Source organism: Rhodococcus sp. RD6.2 (genome assembly GCF_001040705.1).
GTDB lineage: Bacteria > Actinomycetota > Actinomycetes > Mycobacteriales > Mycobacteriaceae > Rhodococcus_G.
On record NZ_CVQP01000005.1, the window covers coordinates 59,042 to 79,506 of the forward strand.

17 protein-coding genes are annotated in these 20,465 nt (G+C 69.1%); 6 read left to right on the forward strand and 11 right to left on the reverse strand.

The genetic code is table 11. The features are described 5' to 3' along the window. Positions 1–25 precede the first annotated feature (25 nt). Entirely contained in the window at positions 26–1,003 is a 978-nt protein-coding gene (locus RHCRD62_RS06755) for a cation diffusion facilitator family transporter (protein WP_050063944.1), read from the forward strand. A 54-nt stretch (positions 1,004–1,057) separates the two neighbouring features. On the opposite strand, the gene epsC is transcribed toward RHCRD62_RS06755, so the two are convergent. From epsC to RHCRD62_RS06790, 7 genes are all read right to left on the reverse strand, one after another. Further along, positions 1,058–1,642 carry a serine O-acetyltransferase EpsC gene (gene epsC, locus RHCRD62_RS06760; RefSeq protein ID WP_050063945.1) on the reverse strand — a complete coding sequence of 195 codons (585 nt, stop codon included), beginning with the start codon at positions 1,640–1,642 and terminating at the stop codon, positions 1,058–1,060. Between the two features lie 3 nt (positions 1,643–1,645). After that, on the reverse strand, positions 1,646–2,581 hold the full coding sequence (gene cysK / locus RHCRD62_RS06765; protein WP_050063946.1) for a cysteine synthase A: 936 nt from the start codon (positions 2,579–2,581) through the stop codon (positions 1,646–1,648). Between the two features lie 163 nt (positions 2,582–2,744). After that, complete coding sequence (locus RHCRD62_RS06770; RefSeq protein WP_050063947.1) at positions 2,745–4,571, reverse strand: phosphoenolpyruvate carboxykinase (GTP); 1,827 nt, start codon at positions 4,569–4,571, stop codon at positions 2,745–2,747. Between the two features lie 318 nt (positions 4,572–4,889). Further along, a complete protein-coding gene (locus RHCRD62_RS06775; RefSeq protein WP_050063948.1) occupies positions 4,890–5,612 on the reverse strand; it encodes a hypothetical protein in 723 nt (240 codons plus the stop codon). Between the two features lie 286 nt (positions 5,613–5,898). After that, the gene (locus RHCRD62_RS06780; RefSeq protein WP_050063949.1) at positions 5,899–6,213 is read right to left on the reverse strand and encodes a DUF6802 family protein; all 315 of its coding nucleotides are present in this window, start codon (positions 6,211–6,213) and stop codon (positions 5,899–5,901) included. A gap of 43 nt (positions 6,214–6,256) precedes the next feature. Beyond that, a complete protein-coding gene (locus RHCRD62_RS06785; RefSeq protein ID WP_050063950.1) occupies positions 6,257–7,651 on the reverse strand; it encodes a coiled-coil domain-containing protein in 1,395 nt (464 codons plus the stop codon). Next, positions 7,644–8,396, reverse strand: coding sequence for a hypothetical protein (locus RHCRD62_RS06790; protein WP_157050835.1), 753 nt, complete (start codon positions 8,394–8,396; stop codon positions 7,644–7,646). The genes RHCRD62_RS06785 and RHCRD62_RS06790 overlap by 8 nt, the downstream gene beginning before the upstream one ends. 217 nt (positions 8,397–8,613) lie before the next feature. Here RHCRD62_RS06790 and trmB point away from each other — a divergent pair, with 217 nt between their 5' ends. Genes trmB through RHCRD62_RS06805 form a run of 3 tightly spaced genes read left to right on the forward strand, consistent with a single transcriptional unit; the run spans position 8,614 to position 13,072 of the window. After that, positions 8,614–9,393, forward strand: a complete 780-nt coding sequence (gene trmB, locus RHCRD62_RS06795; protein ID WP_172671038.1) for a tRNA (guanosine(46)-N7)-methyltransferase TrmB — start codon at positions 8,614–8,616, stop codon at positions 9,391–9,393. Then, a complete protein-coding gene (locus RHCRD62_RS06800) occupies positions 9,390–10,091 on the forward strand; it encodes an NYN domain-containing protein (RefSeq protein ID WP_050063953.1) in 702 nt (233 codons plus the stop codon). The genes trmB and RHCRD62_RS06800 overlap by 4 nt, the downstream gene beginning before the upstream one ends. Then, positions 10,091–13,072, forward strand: a complete 2,982-nt coding sequence (locus RHCRD62_RS06805; protein ID WP_050063954.1) for an MMPL family transporter — start codon at positions 10,091–10,093, stop codon at positions 13,070–13,072. The genes RHCRD62_RS06800 and RHCRD62_RS06805 overlap by 1 nt, the downstream gene beginning before the upstream one ends. Before the next feature lie 16 nt (positions 13,073–13,088). On the opposite strand, the gene RHCRD62_RS06810 is transcribed toward RHCRD62_RS06805, so the two are convergent. The 4 genes from RHCRD62_RS06810 to macS form a co-directional block, all read right to left on the reverse strand. Then, positions 13,089–13,736, reverse strand: a complete 648-nt coding sequence (locus RHCRD62_RS06810; protein ID WP_050063955.1) for a DUF1707 SHOCT-like domain-containing protein — start codon at positions 13,734–13,736, stop codon at positions 13,089–13,091. 54 nt (positions 13,737–13,790) lie between these two features. After that, positions 13,791–15,665: a DUF2339 domain-containing protein gene (locus RHCRD62_RS06815; protein ID WP_050063956.1), complete on the reverse strand. Its 1,875-nt coding sequence runs from the start codon at positions 15,663–15,665 to the stop codon at positions 13,791–13,793. A gap of 110 nt (positions 15,666–15,775) precedes the next feature. Further along, positions 15,776–16,405 (reverse strand): response regulator, encoded by a 630-nt coding sequence (locus RHCRD62_RS06820; protein ID WP_253277262.1) that lies wholly within the window; start codon positions 16,403–16,405, stop codon positions 15,776–15,778. A 23-nt stretch (positions 16,406–16,428) separates the two neighbouring features. Then, positions 16,429–17,583 carry a MacS family sensor histidine kinase gene (macS, locus tag RHCRD62_RS06825; RefSeq protein ID WP_050063958.1) on the reverse strand — a complete coding sequence of 385 codons (1,155 nt, stop codon included), beginning with the start codon at positions 17,581–17,583 and terminating at the stop codon, positions 16,429–16,431. Positions 17,584–17,775: 192 nt separating this feature from the next. Between macS and RHCRD62_RS06830 the strand changes: the two genes are divergently transcribed. Both RHCRD62_RS06830 and RHCRD62_RS06835 read left to right on the forward strand, forming a co-directional pair. Then, on the forward strand, positions 17,776–19,230 hold the full coding sequence (locus RHCRD62_RS06830) for an adenylate/guanylate cyclase domain-containing protein (protein WP_050064503.1): 1,455 nt from the start codon (positions 17,776–17,778) through the stop codon (positions 19,228–19,230). A gap of 143 nt (positions 19,231–19,373) precedes the next feature. Then, entirely contained in the window at positions 19,374–20,462 is a 1,089-nt protein-coding gene (locus RHCRD62_RS06835; RefSeq protein ID WP_084734172.1) for a lysylphosphatidylglycerol synthase transmembrane domain-containing protein, read from the forward strand. The last annotated feature ends 3 nt before the right edge of the window (positions 20,463–20,465 follow it).

The following is a 20,465-nucleotide window of genomic DNA, read 5'->3' on the forward strand; positions in this document are numbered from 1 at the left end:
CATTTCCCGTCGTAGGGTTCCACGAATGACGGATCCGGACGTGACGGCGGGCTCGGAGCGGTCGGATTCCGGCCAGGAGAGCACGCTCACGGTGGTGCTGGCGTTCGGCGCGAACCTCGCGATCGCCCTCGCCAAAACGGTGGCCGCGGTGCTCACCGGGTCGGCCTCGATGGTCGCGGAGGCGACCCACTCCTGGGCGGACACGGGAAACGAGGTGCTGCTGCTCATCGCGAACGGACGATCGCGGCGGGCCCCGGACCGCGCCCACCCCCTCGGATACGGACGCGAGGCCTACATCTGGTCGATGTTCGCGGCACTCGGACTCTTCGCGCTCGGCGCGGGGGTGTCGATCACGCACGGCATCCAGGAACTGGTCCACCCTGAGCCCGCCGCCGACTACGGCATCGCCTACGCGGTCCTTGGCATCTCCCTCGTTCTCGAGGCGATTTCGTTCCGGCAGGCGTATCGACAGGTCCGGACCGAAGCGGTGTCCGCGGACCGCGACCTGCTCGAGCACGCACTCCACACGTCCGACCCGACGGTGCGGGCCGTGTTCGCGGAGGACGCGGCGGCCCTGATCGGCCTGCTGATCGCGTTCGCCGGAATTCTCCTGCACCAGATCACCGGGTCGCCGGTGCCCGACGCGATCGGGTCGATCCTGGTCGGCATCCTGCTCGGGGTGATCGCGGTGATCCTGATCGACCGCAACCGGCGGTTCCTCGTCGGCGAGGAGGCCTCACCACAGTTGCGGAACGCGGGCCTTCGGTCCCTGCTGGATCTTCCGGAAGTGGAGCGGGTGACGATGCTTCGGATGGAGTACCTGGGTCCGCGTCAGGTGTTCGTCGTCGGGGCCGTCGACCTGGTCGGCGACGGCGCCGAGCACACCGTCGCGGAACAACTGGACCGATGCGAGAAGGCCCTCGAACAGCATCCGTACATCCGCAAGGTGGTGCTGTCGCTGTCGACGCCCGGCGACCCCGCGCTCACCCCCGACAACAGGTGAGGGGAGTCCGTGCCCGGTCGACCGGGCATGGACTCCCCTCACCCTGGTGTCAGCTCAGATGTACATCGCAGGGTCGATGTAGCTGTTGGGGTCGACCAACTGCTCGTGCTGGCGACCGCTGCGGTGTCGCACGGTCGCCGGAATTCCTGTCGCGATCGAATCGGGCGGCACGTCACGGGTGACGACCGCATTGGCACCGACGGCGCTGTCGTCCCCGACGACGACCGGGCCCAGGATCTTCGCTCCCGCGCCGACCGTGACGCGGTTCCCGATCGTCGGATGACGCTTCGTCTTCGCCAGCGACCGACCGCCGAGTGTGACCCCGTGATAGAGCATCACGTCGTCGCCGATCTCGGTGGTCTCGCCGATGACGACACCCATCCCGTGGTCGATGAAGAACCGCCGTCCGATCGTCGCACCGGGATGGATCTCGATACCCGTCAGGAACCGGGTGAACTGGGAGAGCATGCGGGCCGGACCACGCAGCGCGGGCTTCGCCCACATGCGGTGCGCGACCCGGTGCGACCAGATGGCGTGCAACCCCGAGTAGACGATCGCGTTCTCGACGTTGCTACGCGCGGCCGGGTCCTGGCCGCGCGCGGCCTGCAGGTCCTCCCGAACCGTGCGCAGCACTCCCATGCCTCAGTCCCGGATGTGCTCGAACAGCGGCGTCGAGATGTACCGCTCACCGAAGTCCGGCACCACCACGACGATCAGCTTGCCCGCGTTCTCGGGGCGCTTCGCGATCTCCAGCGCGCCCCACACGTTCGCGCCCGCGGAGATGCCGCCGAGGATGCCCTCGTCGGTGCCGAGGCTGCGTGCGGTCGTGATGGCGTCGTCGAGCTTGACGTCGATGATCTCGTCGTAGATATCACGATCGAGGATGTCGGGCACGAAGTTGGCGCCGAGACCCTGGATCTTGTGCGGGCCGGGCTGTCCGCCGGTCAGGATCGGCGAATCGGCGGGCTCGACGCCCACGATCTTGACCTCGGGGTTGCGCTCGCGCAGTGCGCGGCCGACACCGGTGATGGTGCCGCCGGTGCCGATGCCCGCGACGAAGATGTCGACCTTGCCGTCGGTGTCGGCCCAAACCTCTTCACCGGTGGTGGCCTGGTGGATGGCCGGGTTGGCCGGGTTCGCGAACTGGCGTGCGAGGACCGCGTTCTCGGTCTGCCCGACAATCTCCTCGGCCTTCTTGACGGCACCGGCCATGCCCTCGGAACCCGGGGTCAGCACGATCTCGGCGCCGTAGGCGCGCAGCATGACGCGACGCTCGGTGGACATCGTCTCCGGCATGGTGAGGATGACCTTGTAGCCGCGTGCGGCCGCAACCATGGCGAGCGCGATGCCGGTGTTACCGGACGTGCCCTCGACGATGGTGCCGCCGGGCTTGAGCTCACCGGACTGCTCGGCGGCGTCGATGATCGCGACACCGATGCGGTCCTTGACGCTGTTGGCGGGGTTGTAGAACTCGAGCTTGGCCACCACCTGCGCCTGCGCACCGTCCGTGAGGCGGTTCAGGCGGACGAGCGGGGTCCGCCCGACCAGTTCGGTGACGTTGTTGTAGATCTGGCTCATCGCTGATCCTCTCCCCGTGCGTATACGCCGGGCGTCGCTGTTCGTTGGATGTATTCCACCACTGCCACCTGGGTTCGGCGACACCACCCCCGGAAACGAGTGAGGGGAACCTTCAACCGGATGGACCGGTCGAGGGTTCCCCTCACCACGAAGCTGGACTACGTCAGCCGAGACGCTGCTTCAGAGCCTCGAACTCGTCGCGGATGCCCGACGGCACCTTCTCTCCGAGGAACTCGAACCATTCCTCGATGAGAGGCAGTTCGGACTTCCACTCGTCGACGTCGACCGCGAGGGCCTCGTCGACATCGGCGGCGACGACGTCGAGGCCGTCGAGCTCGAGGTCCGCCGCGGTCGGCACGAAGCCGATCGGGGTGGTCTGCGCGCCCGCCTTGTGCTCGATGCGGTCCACGATCCACTTGAGGACGCGGGAGTTCTCGCCGAAACCGGGCCACAGGAACCGGCCGTCGTCACCACGACGGAACCAGTTCACGTAGAAGATCTTCGGAAGCTTCTCCGAGTCGGCGTTCTTGCCGAGGGTGATCCAGTGGTTCAGGTAGTCGCCGGCGTTGTAGCCGATGAACGGGATCATCGCCATCGGGTCGCGGCGGACGGTGCCCACCGCACCCTCGGCCGCGGCGGTCTGCTCGGACGAGAGCGTTGCGCCGAGGAAGGTGCCGTGCTGCCAGTCGAAGGACTCGCTGACCAGCGGGACGGTGGTCTTGCGGCGTCCACCGAACAGGATCGCCGAGATCGGCACGCCCTGCGGGTCGTCCCACTCGGGGGCGAGGATCGGGCACTGCGACATCGGGGTGCAGTAGCGCGAGTTCGGGTGGGCGGCCTTCTCGCCGGACTCCGGGGTCCAGTCGTTGCCCTTCCAGTCGATCAGGTGCTGAGGCTCGCCCTCGAGGCCCTCCCACCAGACGTCGCCGTCGTCGGTCAGTCCGACGTTCGTGTACAGCGAGTTGCCCGCCTCGAGCGTCTTCATCGCGTTGGGGTTCGAGCCGTAGTTGGTGCCCGGCGCGACGCCGAAGAAACCGAACTCCGGGTTGACGGCGTACAGACGGCCGTCCTCACCGAAGCGCATCCACGCGATGTCGTCGCCGAGGGTCTCGGCGCGCCAACCGGGGATGGTCGGCTGGATCATCGCGAGGTTGGTCTTGCCACACGCGGACGGGAACGCCGCCGCGATGTAGTACGCCTTGTCCTCGGGCGAGATCAGCTTGAGGATCAGCATGTGCTCGGCCAGCCAGCCCTCGTCGTGGGCCATGGCCGACGCGATGCGCAGCGAGTAGCACTTCTTGCCGAGCAGCGCGTTGCCGCCGTAACCGGAACCGTAGGACCAGATCTCGCGGTCCTCGGGGAAGTGGGTGATGTACTTCGTGTCGTTGCACGGCCACGGGACGTCGGCCTGGCCATCGGCGAGCGGTGCGCCGACGGAGTGCAGCGCCTTCACGAACGGCTTGTCGGAGCCCAGCTTGTCGAGCGCGGCCTGGCCCATGCGGGTCATGATGCGCATCGAGACAACGACGTACTCGGAGTCGGTGATCTCGACGCCCAGCTTCGGATCGTCGGCGCCCAGCGGACCCATGCAGAACGGCACCACGTACATGGTGCGGCCGCGCATGCAGCCCCGGTACAGATCGGTCATCAGGCCGCGCATCTCGGCCGGGTCCATCCAGTTGTTGGTGGGGCCGGCGTCGATCTCTTCACGAGAGCAGATGTAGGTGCGGGACTCGACACGCGCCACGTCGGACGGGTCGGAGTTGCCGAGGAACGAGTTGGGCTTCTTCTCGTCGTTGAGACGCGTGAAGGTGCCTGCCTCGACGAGCTGCGTGGTCAGGCGGTCCCACTCCTCGTCCGAACCGTCGGCGAAGACGACGCGATCGGGCTGGGTCAGCTCCGCCACTTCGCGTACCCAGGCGAGGAGTTCGCCGTGCGAGGTGGGCGCGGTGTCAGTGCCAGTCAGACCTGGAATGGTCGCTGAGGTCATCAAACTCTCCCTGGGGTGTTCCGGAATCGAGTCACGGCGCCCTGCCGGACGACAGTGCGCGGCGGATCGCGATTACCCCTCTCGGTGGGGCACCACCCGCTGTTCCATCGACCGTGTGCGAGTGGTTTCACACGGTTGACGACGACACGGGCGCCGGGTGTCCTGAATAGAGGTTAGCTCTGCGCGTCCGCGATGTGGGAATCGGGTCACGTCCGATCGGTCACAGGACCGATTCAGTGATCCGAGCAGATCCACCGAGACAACTCTGGCGGTGACGACCGAGGTCGTCACCGCCAGAATTCGACGTCGTGCGTCAGATCAGCTCAGCGAGCCTTCGAGCACCTTGAGGATGGTGTCACCGAGGACGTCGCTGATCGAACCGGTCGAGGACAGCTGGCCCTCGGCCGAGCCGAGGCCGGTCTCGTCGGCAACGCTCAGCACCGTCTCGCCCGGGTTGGGGATGCGGACCTTGAAGCAGGCGTTCAGGTTCGGCAGCTCGTTGGAGACACCCACGGTGCCTGCAACGCCGATGCCACCGCTCGTGATCGCCGAGCCGGGGGTCGAGTTCTTCGGAACCACGTAGGTGGTCTCGAGGGTGACCGGGTTGCCCGAGTTCACGAACCAGCCGGTGCTGGTGAACTTGTAGCCGGCGCCGTTCGGGGTCGCGGTCACCTCTTCGGGCTGCTGACCGCCGATGAGGTTGTAGGCCGTGACGACCGACTTGACGGGCGCACCGAATCCGGCAGGCGGGAACTCGGTGATGGTGTTGACGTACGGGTTGCCGATGCTCGTGGTGCCGATGACGGTCTTGTAGGTGACCTGGGTGCCGCCAGCGGCCTCGGTCACGTTGACCGAGCGGTCGTAGGTGTGAGTGATCCAGACGGTGCTGGCGTTGTTCTTCTCGGCGTGGGTGGACTGTGCGCAGGTATCCGCGGCTGCCGCGACACCGGTTCCGAGACCAAGGCTCAGCGTTGCACCGCCGACGACCAGCGCGCTCGCAGCGGCCGCGGCGGTGACGCGGCGCAGGGAGGATCGAGACATGGAAACTCCGTTCACGATTCGTTCGGGACCCAACGCGACTACCCCAGCGACGAGTCCTGAAGGTCAGTTACATGTGCGCAATCCGAGCACGCACCGAACCTTTATACGGACGATCGTCCAACTACCTGACCGTTTTCACGGAATTGGCCGCAAACTGACCCCGGAATCGGCGCGCCGGATCCGACTCGGACCACACAGCGGCCGGACGCCGAAGGATTCCCGGCAAACCGACTCGTCGGCCCGTCTAGACGCAGGGACCGGCGCGAACGGCTGATCGCGCCGACGTCTACCGCTCGAACGACAGTCGTCCTTCGTCGACGGGGTCCCAGCGAACCGTCCCGTCCGGGTCCCGCTGCGGCTCCCACGCGGCGTACGCGCCGTCCGCCTCGATGCGGGTGACATGGTCCGCCCAGCCGTCCTCGTCGAGGTCGGACGCGATCGTCATTCCACCGCCATCCGAGTAGACGCGGGTGTCGAGAATGCCGTCCCCGTCGAGGTCGACGGTCGGTTCGGACATCATGAGATCTCCGGAACCCGGACCGGACTCGACCGTCACTTGGTACTGGTCGTCGATTCCCGCCACCAGCGTCTCGTCCTGCATCTCGGCATCCTCTCGATCACCCGCGTTCCGTTCGCGGGACCGGTCACTGTGGACTTGGACGCAGCGCACGGTCCGCCGGTTCCTCGAACGGACGCTCGTGTTCCGCGAGGGCCCGATCGAGGACCGCGAGGTCGCGCTCGACGGCCGCGAGACGCCCAGAGGTCCGCGCGACACCGTCCCGCAACTCCCGGTCGAGTTCGGCCAGCGAGCGTTCGGTCGTCCGGGCGCGCTCCCGATGCGCCCGCTGCACGGCGTCCACGATCTCGGCTTCCGACTCGACGAGCCGCGTCAGCGCCCGTTGCTCCAGACCCGACCTGACCTGCGTCATCGCTTCCGTCAGCCACTGTCGGAGATGGGCCCGGTCCGCGGCCAGTCCGCGCATCCGTGTCAGCGCCCACGCCGCGACACCACCGATCAGCAGCGTCACGGGCAATGCGAAGAGGTCGAACGCCGCGATGTTCGACATCGGTGACACCACGAGCCGGCCGAGTCCGGCGCCGGCCGAGGCACCGACCACGATCATCATCCGATCCTCGACGCCCCGGTGCCGCGGCTCCGGGTCGTCCACGACGGGAGGGCGACGGTTCGGGCCTGCAACCGGATGCGGCGCACCCACCACCGCGGCCGCGAGGTCGCCCAGCACCGCGTCGGTCGTCGCATCCACGGCGGTGGTCAGCACGTCGACCTCCTCGCGCACTCGACAAGGAAACTCCCCCGACATCGACCGTCCCGACCGGTCCACCTCCGCGCGCAGGACTGCGGTTGCGGCACGGACCCGGTCGCCGACGAGATGGGTGAGGTCGACGCGGGCGAGTGCGGACAGCCGCCGCAGCGCCGCCGCGGACTCGGTACGGGGTCCGTCCCGGTCTGCGATCAGCGCCGCGCGACATTCGCGCAGTGCCGCGGTGGCGTCGTCGCGGCGCAGGTCGTCAGCGGTGGCCCGGACCATCGCCCGGACCCGGTCGAGTTCGACGTGACGCGGCGCTGCGCCGCTGTCGTCCAGGGCGCGCTCGACCGCTGCCCGCAACTCCGGCAGGCCGAGGCCCGTCGATACGGACACGGGAAGGATCGGCCCGGCAACGACGCGGTGTGCGTGCCCGGCGAGCACCGCCTCGTCCCGGTCGAGGACCGACTTCCAGTCGTGGTGGGCGTCGATCCGGGTCACGACGGCGATCGCCACCGATCCCGTCGCGACCGCAGCGGCGAGCAACCCCAGTTCCTCCCGGCCGATCGGCGCGGACGCATCGAACGCCACGACAACGACGGACGCCGCCGGATCCGAGCCGTCACGAACCCGGAACGCGGGCAGCAGCGACGCCAGCGCATCGGCCAGCGCGCTGCGACCGCTACCCGGCGGCCCGACCACGGCGACCGACGGTGAGCCCGAGCCGGGAATCTGCCAACGTCGCAACACCTGCTCGATGTCGAGGTCAGGCATTGCGCGCCCACTCACGGACGGCGTCGCGGTGCAGTGCCACTGCGGCGCGCACGGCGTCGGGATCCTGTTCGGTGTTCATCCGCGTTCGCCAGTACCGGGCCCGGGTCTGCGCGTCACCGTCCGGGCTCGCCAGGCCCGTTGCCCGGGCAGCGAGGCGCACGCCGTCGTCGCAGGCGAGGAACTCGTCGACGGCCGCTCGGGCACTGTTCCGATCGGCGATCGTCCGCAGGTGGGTGAGCAGCGCCACGGCCCGCGCAGCCCGGATCGCGCGAACTCTGTCGTCGAGGGCCGTACGCAGTCGCGGCAGGCCGGTGTCCGGGCCGACGGTCGTGACGGGCAGGCACGGAGCCGCGAGGGCCGACGCCGCCCGGGCGAGCGCGCGGTCGGGATCGGTCAGTGTGTCGGTCTTGGCCAGCACCGGCAGCAGGCGTCCGGCGGCCTCCGCGGCGGCCGCTCGATCCACGTCGCGCGGCGGGTCGAGAACCACGAGCACGACCACGTCGCCGGTGAGGATCGGATCGACGGATCCGGGGCGGTCACGGGCGGCCGACTCCACGACCTCCGCGCCGTCCACAGGTCCGAGCGCCGCGACGAGCGAGGACCTGCCGACGCCCGCGCGGCCGGTGAACTCGACGAGGACCGCGGCGTCCACGGCAACCGACAGCTGTTCGAGGTCGCTCGCGTCCTTCCGCCCGGTCGCGCCGAGGGCGAGCAGAACCCCGCCCAGAGAAGAATCAGTCGACACCTTCACGTCACCCCCAACGTGTTCCGAGTCCCTTGCGCGGCTCCCCCGACACGCGTGGTGATGATGACAGCCGGTGAGTGCGAACGGGAGACGTGTCACTCCGGACGGAACGCCTTCATCAGGAAAAGGCCTGCTCCCGCGGGATGACCGCCCCGAACCGGGGTGCCGTCGGAGGCCCACTGAAGCGTCAAACCCTCAACTCACACTTGAGACCCAGCTGCCGGAATCGGTGGTCATGCGTGACAATGGTCGGGTGAATGACGCCGAACCCCGGGTGGAGGGTGCCGCCGACCGCGGATCCCGCCTGTATCCCCGGGTGACCAGTTTCCGCTCCCGACGTGGCTCCCTCACCGATCCCCAGCAGCAGGCATGGGACCGGATGTGGCCCGCCATCGGCGCCGATGTGTCCGACACCCCCCTCGATCTCGACGGGTGGTTCGGCAGGCAAGCGCCGACGATCATCGAGATCGGATGCGGTACCGGAACGGCGACCACCGCGATGGCCCAGGCCGAGCCGCACATGAATCTGCTTGCCGTCGAGGTGTACCGCCCCGGCCTGGCGCAGCTGCTGCAGTCTGTCGAACGCGAGGGCATCTCCAACATCCGAATTCTGCGCGGCGACGCGATGGACGTGCTGGAGAACATGCTCACCCCCGGATCGCTGGTCGGTGCTCGGGTCTTCTTTCCCGACCCGTGGCCCAAGGCGCGCCACCACAAGCGGCGGCTGCTGCAGCCCGCGACGTTCGCGCTGATCGCGGACCGACTCGCGGACAACGGTGTGCTGCACGTGGCGACGGACCACGCCGAGTACGCAGAATGGATCGCCGAGGCCGGTGACGCCGAACCGCGGCTGACCCGCCTCGACTGGGAGCAACTGGCAGGCGGCGCGATCGACTCGCCGATGACCCACGAGCGTCCGGTGACGAAGTTCGAGGACAAGGCGCACCGCGTCGGGCGTCCGATCACGGAAATGATCTGGGGAAAGGCCACCGGATGAGCGTCAGCGAACGATTACCCGATTCTCTCGGGGCCGCGGGCGACGACGCCACGGAGCAGCCTCGACAACCACGCCGGGTACTCCTGGTCTGGGACGCGCCGAACCTCGACATGGGGCTCGGCGCAATTCTGGGTGGCCGTCCCACCGCGGCCTACCGACCTCGCTTCGACGCGCTCGGACGCTGGCTGCTCGGTCGCACCGCGGAACTGTCCGGGACGAGCCCGGTGCGGCTCGAGCCGGAGGCGACGGTGTTCACGAACATCGCTCCTGGCAGCGCCGACGTCGTCCGACCCTGGGTCGAGGCGCTGCGCAACGTCGGTTTCGCGGTGTTCGCGAAGCCGAAGATCGACGAGGACAGCGATGTCGACGCCGACATGCTCGCGCACATCGAGCAGCGCGCCGCAGGCGGCGGGCTGGCCGGTGTCATGGTCGCGTCGGCCGACGGCCAGGCCTTCCGGGAGCCCCTCGAGGATCTCGCTGCCGCGGGCGTCCCGGTGCAGGTGCTCGGGTTCCGGGAGCACGCCAGCTGGGCGGTCTCGTCGGAGATCCTCGAGTTCGTCGACCTGGAAGACATTCCGGGCGTGTTCCGTGAGCCGCTGCCACGGGTGAGCCTGGACTCGCTGCCCGACGAGGGCGCGTGGCTGCAGCCGTTCCGTCCACTGTCGGCCCTGCTCATCGGGCGTCAAGGAGGGCAATAGTGTTCGCGACCTGGGGCCAGCTCGTCTATCGCCTCCGATTCACGGTGATCGGGGTGATGGTCGCGTTGATGCTCGGCCTCGGCGCGTATGGCCTCGGGCTCGAGAAGAACCTGAGCCAGAGCGGCTGGGACGACCCAGGTTCCGAGTCCGTCGCGGCCGCGAAACTGGCGGACGGCACCTTCGGCCGCGACACCACCGCTGACGTGGTGCTCCTCTACACCGCACCCGACGGCAAAACCGTCGACGACCCGACGTTCGCCTCGAAGATCACGAAGAACCTCGAAGAGGCGGTCACGAACAATCCGGACCAGATCCTCAAGGTCAACGGCAGCTACTGGACGACGAAACTGCCTCAGTTGGCCGATGCGACCAAGCAGCACGCGATCGCGAGCGTCGCGATCGCCGGCGCCAACGACACCGAGGTCGCAGCCAATTTCCGCGAGGTGCGCGATGTGTTCTACATCGACGGCATCGACGTGCAGTTGGCCGGGCTGCAACCCGTCACCGGAACGCTCAACGACACGATGGCGAACGACGTCCATCGCATGGAGCTTCTCGCCATCCCGGCCGTCGGTGTGCTGCTGTTCTTCGTCTTCGGCGGCGTCGTCGCCGCGGCGCTCCCGCTGATCGTCGGTGGCCTGACGATCATCGCCGCGAACGGCATCGTCAAGTTGTTCACCCTGTTCACGGACGTCAACGCCTTCGTGGTTCCGGTGGTGTCGCTGATCGGCCTCGGCCTGGCGATCGACTACGGCCTGTTCATGGTCAGCCGGTTCCGTGAGGAGATAGCCGAGGGCTACGAGACCGGCGACGCGGTCCGCCGCACCGTGATGACCGCCGGCCGAACCGTGGTCTTCTCGGCGACGATGGTGACGGCGAGCCTCGGCGGGCTGCTGATCTTCCCGCAGGGCTTCCTCAAGTCCGTCGCCTACGGCGCGATCGCAGCGGTGATGCTGGCAGCGTTGATCTCGGTGACGGTGTTGCCTGCGATCCTCGCGATCCTCGGTCGCCGAGTGGACGCCCTCGGGCTCAAGTTCATGCGGAAGACGAAGACCGCCGAGGAGATCGAGAACAGCTACTGGGGCCGGTTGACGCAGTGGGTGATGAAGAACCCACTGAAGGTGGCGATCCCGATCGTGATCGGGCTCCTGCTGCTGACGATCCCGATCTCCGGCATCAAGTTCGGCGGCATCAACGAGACCTACCTCCCGCCCGACAACGAAACCCGGTTGGCGCAGGAGCAGTTCGACGAGCTGTTCCCGAACAACCGCACCGAGCCGATCAAGTTGGTCGTCGAGGGCGCCCAGGGCGCGGAGCTCACGCAGATCGTCAGGCAGGCCAGCGAGGCACCCGGCCTTGTCGAGAAGTTCAGCATCAACAATCCGACCAAGGACGGCGTGACCGTCTTCAAGGCCGGGTTGGTCGACCGCAACGACTCCGAGGCGACGATCGAGTACTTGCGGGCGATGGACGTCCCCGACGGAGCCACGGTGCTCGTCGGTGGCACCCCCGCCATCGAGCAGGACTCGATCGCAGCGCTACTCGACAGCCTGCCGCTGATGGTGGCGCTGGTGGTCCTGCTGACGACGCTGCTGATGTTCCTCGCGTTCGGATCGCTGGTACTGCCGATCAAGGCCGTGTTGATGACCGCGCTCGGTCTCGGCGCGACGCTCGGCATCCTGACGTGGATCTTCATCGACGGTCACGGAGCGACCTTGATGAACTTCACGCCCGGCCCGATCATGTCGCCGGTGCTGGTGCTGATCATGGCGATCATCTACGGCCTGTCCACCGACTACGAGGTGTTCCTGCTCTCCCGCATGGTCGAGGCCAGGGCGCAGGGCGCGAGCACAACGGAGTCCGTCCGGGTCGGCACGGCGCACACGGGTCGCATCATCACGGCAGCGGCGTTGATCCTGATCGTGGTCACGGGTGCGTTCGCGTTCTCCGAACTGGTGATGATGAAGTACATCGCCTACGGCATGATCGCCGCGCTCGTCCTCGACGCCACCGTGATCCGCATGTTCCTGGTGCCTGCGGTGATGAAGCTGCTCGGCGACGACTGCTGGTGGGCGCCTGCCTGGATGAAGCGTATTCAGGAGCGAATGGGCCTCGGTGAGCCGATCCTCGACGACGAACGCATCCCTGCCGACGTCCCCGAGATCGCACCTGTCGGTGTGCCCGCACCACGTCCGCAGGGCGCTCAGCGGCAGCGATCTACGCCGTTGACGAGGGAAGCCGTCGAGCGCGTGTTGCCGCCGCGAACGGCAGCGGCGTCGCGGATCGCGGCGACTGTGGAACCGCTGACCGGCGAACCGATGACCGAGCCGATCCCGCAGGTCGCACCGCGCCCGGCGCCCGAACGTCAGGCACCGGAGCGGCCCGCGCCCGAGCAGCGCCAGGAACCCGAGCAGAAGCAGGCATCGCGACTCCCGCAGGATGCGGTACGTCCGCCTGCACAGGCGCCCCAGCCGCCGCGGCCCCCGCAGGCTCCGGTGTCACCGAGGCGCGGTACCGAGCCTCCCGCGACGGCGAATCGCCCGATTGAGAGCTGGCTGTCGAGCCTCCGGGTTCCGACAGGGTCGCAGGCGAACGGGAACGCGGTGTCGGAAGCGCACGCAGGCGCACCCGGGCACCAACCGCAGGCACGCCCGGCACAGCCACAGGGCCGAGCGCCGCAGGCAGGACCGGCCCAATCGCAAGGCCAGCCGCTGCCGCCCCGACCGGCCCAGCCACAGGGCCAGCAGCCGCAAGCACGCCCGGGCCAGCCACCACAGGGTCGACCGGCTCAGCCGGAGCGGACCGCTCAGGAGCGCCCGACGCAGGCGGCGACGGCAGCGTGGCCCGCCCCCACCCCGCCTGCCCCTGCGACCGAGTCACAGCCGGCCGACGATCCGTCGAATTCGGGTCGGCACCGTCACACGGACGGGGCGCCGACGGTCAGCGTCAGCGAACTGCTCGCTCGCCAGCGGCGCGACTGACGGACAGGTCGGGTCGTCACCCGAGCATACGTCGCAGGCCCGTCCCGAACGGATGCTTCGCGGTGACGGACCCGAACCGCATCTGACCGCGCACCACGAGGTGCAGCGGCCCGATGTTCGGCCCCGTGCGCACCTTGTTGGTGGTGCTGCCGCCGACGGTTTCGATGCTGTTGAGGTCGACGGTGGCGTCCCCGGGGACGATGACGGTGACGGAACCGCAGTAGCCGTCGATCGTCACCTCGACGACCTGGGTCTGCATCACCGCGGACGTGAAGTCGAGGGTGACGTTCGACAGCCAGTTCTCGACGTGGAGGGTCGCCGGCACCTGCCAGGCCCCCTTCCTGGTCACGCTCGACAGCTTCGCGCGGATGACCGTCGGCGCATCGGCCTGGTACGCCGCCGCGACCGGGGTCGGCGGCCGGGGGCTCGGCGGCCGGGGGCTCGGCGTGTGGGCCTGCGCTGCGTGGTCGGTACCGACGACCCGGATGCCCGGCAGGTCGAACAGCACACTGTTGAGCTCACCGCGCGTGCGGGCAGCCAGAGCCGTGTCCATGCGTTCGGTGAATTCGCCGAGCGAGAGCATCCCCTGACCGACCGCGCGCTGCAGCAACTGGCCCACGTATTCACGTTCGGCGTCCGACACCCGAAGATCCCTGTCCTCCATACGGCACAGGATATGCGCGCCGTGAATCGGGCCGTCGGCGCCGTGCGATCGCGCTCAGGCCGCCGCGCTCCCGCCCTGACCACCGGACGCGAACGCACGCGCATACCTCGTGCCTGCCGCGAGCAGCAGCAGTCCCGCTCCGAGGAAGGCAAGTACCCGGTAGACCCCGTCGAGAGTGGCGAGGTCGAAGAGGAACAGCTTTGCCAGCGCTACCCCGGTGAGCGTCAGCCCGGAGACGAGCGCGAGCCGTGCCTGCTCCGGATGGGTCAGGCCCCAGCGCAGCATCGCGGTGGCGAGCACCATCCATGCCAGCGTCGCTGCGGTGTGCCCGGCGATGAATCCCGTTGTGGCGCCGAGAGCGGCGACACCCGCGGTCACCACGGTCGCGGTGCCCGCGTACCCGGCCACCGACCCGGCGACGATCGCGGCGACGGCGGTCCGATCCGCACCGAGCAGGCCGAGTGACCGCGCGGTCGCGGCGAGCGCCACCACGGTGGCCGCGAGCAGAACCCCGGCGACGACGACCACGAGCGACGAACTCGCATCGTTCTGGTCCGTCAGCGCTTCCGGCGGCGCGATGCCGAGGAACAGCAGTCCACCGAGAACGCCGAATCCGGTTGCGGCGGTGAACGCGATGCGGGATCCGGTCCGGCCCGACACCGCGACCAGTCCCAGCGCGAGGGTCAGCAGTGCCACCGGCAGCACGTCCCCGGAGGTGGCGGCGATGCATGTCTGCAGTGCCGCCAGGGCCGCGATCGCCGACGCGGCGATCCGGGTGTGACGGGGCAGGTCGGGAACGGCCAGGATCAGCCCGACGAGGCTCGCGGCCGTGACCACCAGCACCGCGACCTCGGTCCACCGGGTGAGCACCCCTCCGGTGAACAGCAGCGGCAGGGTGGTGACCGCGAGCATCACGCTCGACGTGACGTCGGCGGCGTTGCGGCGCAACACGATCACGGCCGTGCTCGCTCCGACGACCGCGACGGTCGCGGCCATGGCGAGTAGGAGCGCGACGGTCGGCCGATGTCCGTCCGGCCACAGCCCGATCCCCGACCAGGTGGCGTCCGCGAACACCACGAGCACCACGAGCACCGCCGGAAGGGTCCGTGCGACGTGCAGGTACGGCCAGTCCTTGCCGAGCTGAGGGAAGGCGCCCGCGATCTGCACCACCACCAGGAACGCAAGCAACGACATGGTGATGCCGTCGGTGAGCACGGGCGCCAGGACCGCGATCGCGGTCGTGACGAGCGCTGCCATCGGCTGGGACTCCCACCGGGTCGCGATCAGCATTCCGGCAGCGGCGATCGCGGCGGCCAGGGCGAGGCCGACCAGCGGTGGGAACCAACCGTGGTAGACGGTCGCTGCGGTGACAGCGAGAAAGCCGCCCGCGAGCCCGGTCACGGCCAACGCGATCGCGCCGACCCGTCCACCGCTGCGGTCGTACACCCGCAGGCCCGCACCGACCAGAGCCGCCGAGAACACCGCACCCGCGACGACTCTCGCGACGGGACCGAAGAAGCCGGCTTGCGCGGCGAGCACCAGCAGCATCACCACACCGATCAGGGTGACGGCCGCGCCCGCGGCCGCGAGAACGCGACTGACCATGCCATCGCGCTGCCACCACGGCTCACGCGGCACCGGCGGGGCGGGGGCCGGGCGCGGGGGCGCCTGCCGAGGCGGAGGGCCGGGCTGCGCGTACATGGGTTGCGCATACATCGGTTGCGGGGCGTAGACGGGTTGGGCCGGAAAGTGCTGGACCGGCTGCGCCGGATACACCGGCGGTGCCTGCACGGCCGGGATCTCGAGCTGCGCGCGAAGTCGCGTCAGGTCCTCGGAGACGCCGCGCAGGTGCTGCCCGAGCGCAGCGAACTCGCCGGACAGCCTGGCGACCAACTGTGGATCGATCTGGGTACCACCGGGATTGACCATGGTTCCAGCATCGAGTTCTCCGTTTCCTCGGACATGAGTAGTCCTACTCGAACTGACCGGGGACTTTCCGTGGACGCGGCGACCCGGGGTGTCGGTTGGGAGACGTGCCCCTAGTCGAGTCCGTTTTCGATCGCGTACCGGGCCAGGGCGACACGGTTCGCCAACTGGAGTTTCCGCAGGGTCGCCTGGACGTGGTTCTCCACGGTCCGGTGACTCAGACCGAGCCGGGTCGCGATCTGCTTGGCGCTCAACCCCTTCGCGACGAGCCGCAACACCTCGGTCTCGCGGTCCGTCAGACGCGGCACCGGGGCGGACGGCTCCTGGTCTGCGCCCGCGATCCGCCGGAACTCCCCCAGGACGAGCCCGGCCAGGCCCGGCGTGAACACGGCCTGACCGGAGGCGGTGGCGTGGACGGCCGCAACGAGTTCGGACGCGGAGGCGCTCTTGACGAGGTACCCGGTGGCGCCGGACTTGATCGCGTCGAGCACGTCCTCGCGTTCGGCCGACGCGGACAGCACCAGCACCCGGGACTTCGGGGACACCGCGAGAACCGCGGCCGTCGCCTGGGCGCCGTTGCCGTCCGGCAGCTGCATGTCCATCAGGACTACCGCGGGGAGCACGGCGGCCGCTCGGCGCGCGGCGGCGGCGACACCGTCGGCAGTGGCGACGACGTCGAAGCCTGCCGACCCGAGATCGCGTGCCACGCCGTCCCGCCAGATCGGGTGGTCGTCGACCACCATCACCGTCACCTGCTCGGCCACGCTTACCCCTTTCCCGGCGCGCGTTTGCCCACCCGGATCTCCCATTCGACGCCCTCACCGACAGCGGTGTCCAGCGTGGCGTCGCCGCCCAGTGCGGCCACCCTGCCCAGGATGGACCTCGACACTCCCATGCGCCCTTCCGCCTCGGCTGCGGCGAGTCGGTCCGCCGCCATCCCAACGCCGTCGTCACGCACGGACACGATCACATCGACGCCGAGATCCTCCAGCAGGACATACGCTTTCGCGTTCGCGCCCGCGTGCAGCGCGACGTTGGACAGCGCGGTCCGCACCACGGCCGCCAGTTCCTCCGCCCGGTCGCGGGGCATCGTGACGGCACCGCCGGGCGTCGACACCGACACCGCGGTCCCGGCCTGCGAACGCAGCAGCGTCCGCAGGTCCACGTCGACGTCGCCGCCGGCGACCGGCAGCGCCTGCTCGGAGATCAGCTCCCGAAGCGCGACCTCCTGCTCACCGGCCAGCGTCGACAGCTCGAGGGTCGGACCGCCGATCTCCGCGCCGCGGCGCCGTACGTACGCAAGCACCTGGAGCACCCCGTCGTGTACCTCGCGCCCCAGGCGTTCCCGTTCCTCGGTCGCCGCCGCCAGCCGGGCGGCCCGCTCGAGTTGGCCCTGCGCGCGTCGCGCGGTGTTCGCCGCGAGCCCGACCGCGAGTCCGACGGACATCAGCACGGGTGCCGTGGCATCACCAGCGAGGTCGACGTCGACCGTCCCGCGCACGGCGACGGCGACGATCGCGATCCCGAGTCCGGCGAGGACGCCGACGAGTGGCCCGCTCAGGATGGCAGCCGAGATCACCGCGTTGGTGGCCCACAGGGTGGTGGGCAGGCTCTGATGTGCGGAGTACCAGTCCTGGTCGGCGACCAGGCGCGTCGCCGCCATCGCGCCGACAACCACCGCCACGTCGGCGACGACCCACCAGCGCCGCGCTGCGCCGTCCCGGGACAGGACGATGGCGGCCACCCCGGACCACACCGCCATGAGTGCGACGATCACCCAACTCAGGGTCGGCCGAATGTACTCCGACACCGCGTGCGCCTGATAGCCGACCGCGTACACCAGCGTGGCCAGCCGGAACACCTGTCCGGCCCGCCACAGTGGTTCGGTCGGTCGACTCCGCTGCGGGTCGTTCACGGTCACTCGGGCGACCCTACGTCCCCTGGCGTCGCCCCCTTGTCAGTTGCGGCGCTCGGCGCGGGCGAATGTGCCCCCGGTCATGGTTGGGCCCTCCGACTCTGCTCCCACCGGGTATGCCCAGCTAAATTGGTCGCTGTGCTGGCATCCTCCTATCGAGCGGTCGCGCTGACCATGCGCAGTCGTTGGCCGCTCTACATGGGGTCGATGATTCTCGCGAACTTCATCGGTGCGGTGCTGGTGCTGGCGTTCATCCGATACGGACTTCCGATCGACGAGTCGGCGGCGATCATCGACGACAGGGTTCGGAACGTCGTCATCTTCGGCGTCTACCTGATCCTCGCAGGCATCGTGAGCCTGGGCGCGGCCGCGATGATGCTGCGTTCGGTGATCCGATGGCAGTTGCGCGGTGGCCCGCCGACCCGAAACGAGCAGATGGCAGCGCTGCACGCGCCGCTGCGCCAGGCGATCGTGCATTTGATCCTGTGGGTGGTCGGCGGCATCCTGTTCGTGGTCCTCACGGTGACGGAGATGCCGGAACTGGCCGTCGCGGTGATCGTGACCGTGTGTATGGCCGCGACGACGACGTTCGGTTTCACCTACATGCTGGGCGAACGGATTCTGCGGCCCGTCGCCGCGCAGGCCTTGTCGGAGGGCCGGTTCGACCGGACGCTTGCGCCCGGTGTCGGCACCCGAATGGCGATGACGTGGGGCCTGGGCACGTTGATGCCGGTGATCGGCATCATCCTGCTGTGTGCGACGCAGCTGAGCACCGATCTGCAGTTCTCCACCAACTCGTTGGCAATCGCGATCCTGCTGCTGTCGGGGATGACGATCACGACGGCATTCGTGCTGTCGATGCTGACCGCGAGCCAGGTGTCGGATCCGATTCGGCAGCTGCGGCGGGCGATCGAACGGGTCCAGCGCGGCGCGACGGACGTGCAGGTGGAGGTGTTCGACGGCAGCGAAATCGGACGCCTGCAGGTGGGGTTCAACCGGATGATGCAGGACTCGGCCGAACGCCGGGTACTGCGGGAACTGTTCGGCCAGCACGTCGGCGAGGACGTCGCGCGTCGGGCATTGCAGTTCGGAACCGAGCTCGGCGGCGAGACCCGCTTCGTGGCTGTCCTGTTCGTCGACATGGTGGGGTCGACGGGTGCGGCGGCGGAACGGCCACCCGGCGAGGTCGTCAGCCTGCTCAACGAGTTCTTCCGGGTGGTGGTCGACGTCGTCGACCGCCATCACGGGTTCGTCAACAAGTTCATGGGTGACGCCGCGCTCGCGATCTTCGGTGCGCCGCTGGACAGGCCGGACGCGCCGACGGCGGCACTCGCGGCCGCCCGAGAACTTCGATTCGCGCTCAACGGCATCACCGCGCTCGACATCGGTATCGGTGTCTCGGCAGGTCTGGCCGTCGCGGGCAACATCGGCGCGGCCGAACGGTTCGAGTACACGGTCATCGGGGATCCGGTCAACGAGGCATCGCGGCTGACGGAGCTGGCGAAGATCCACCCCAGCCGCGTCCTGGCATCGACCAGCGCGCTGTACTTCGCCGACGAGGAGGAACAGTCGGAATGGGAGCTCGGCGACCAGGTCCAGCTTCGGGGCCGCAACCGGGTCACCCACCTGGCGTCGCCGGTGCAGTATCCGTGACCCGGGGTTCGCGCTTCTGAGGTGAACCAACCCCGATTGGCTACGCTGGCCTGGTGGTGACGCCGGAGCCGGACCGGAGTGGGGACTCCCCCACCGATCAGGCGGTGCCGGACACAACCGGCCGCCGCGGTCGCTACTGGTGGCTGAAGTGGCTCGCCGGCGCTGCGCTGGTGGCGCTGCTGGTCGGCGAGGGCATCTACCTGTGGCCGCGGCTGCACGATTCGTGGCGGGCGCTGACCGAGATCCACTGGGGTTGGCTGGCGGCGTGTGTGCTGGCGCAGGCCGTCTCGCTGAGCGGGTACGGGCGGGTACAGAAGCAGTTGCTGCACGCCGGCGGCGTCGACGTCGGCCAGCCCAAGTCGGTCGCCGTCGTCTACGCCTCGACGGCGATGGCCGTCACGCTGCCTGCCGGGCAGGTGTTCTCCACCGCGTTCACGTACCGGGAGACGCGCCGTTGGGGAGCGAATCCCGTGGTGGCGTCGTGGCAGCTGGCGATCTCCGGGGTGATCGCGGGCATCGGGCTCGCACTGATCGGGCTGGGCGGCGCACTGCTCGTGGGCGGCTCCGTCAGCCCGGTGATGCTGGTGCTGTCCGTCGTCGGCCTGATCGCGCTGGTCGTCGCGATCCGCTACGTCTCCGCGCACCCGAGCGCGATCGAGGCGGCCGCCCGGTGGGTCCTGGTCCGCGTCAACCGGTTGCGGTCGAAGCCCGCGAACACCGGGATGCACGCGGTCCGCGAAACCCTCTCCCAACTCGAGTCGGTGCAACTGGGAAAGCGGGACGGGGCGATCACGGCCGGGTGGTCGGTCGTGCACCGGGCCGCGGACGTCGCGTGCCTCGGTCTGGCGTGTTGGGCGGTCGGCGCAGAGCCGACATTGGCCGGAGTGCTCATCGCGTTCGCCGCCGGCAAGGCCGTCGCGACGATCCCGCTGGCGCCCGGCGGCCTGGTGTTCGTCGACGCCACCCTGATCGCGACGCTCACGACAGCGGCGCGGATCAGCGCTTCGGAGGCGGTCGCGGCGGCCTTCGTCTACCGCGGGGTGAGTTTCATCCTGGTGGCGATCGTCGGCTGGATCGTCTTCGCCTTCTTGTTCCGGGGCCACCAGCACGAGGACCTCGAGTTCGATGTCGAGCTGGAACGCCGCGAGCAGCGGGAGCAGTTCGAGTTCGACCAGCGCGAGCAGCGTCTGACAGCCCGGGACGACACGCCCAACGACCCCCGCTCGGGCTGACGG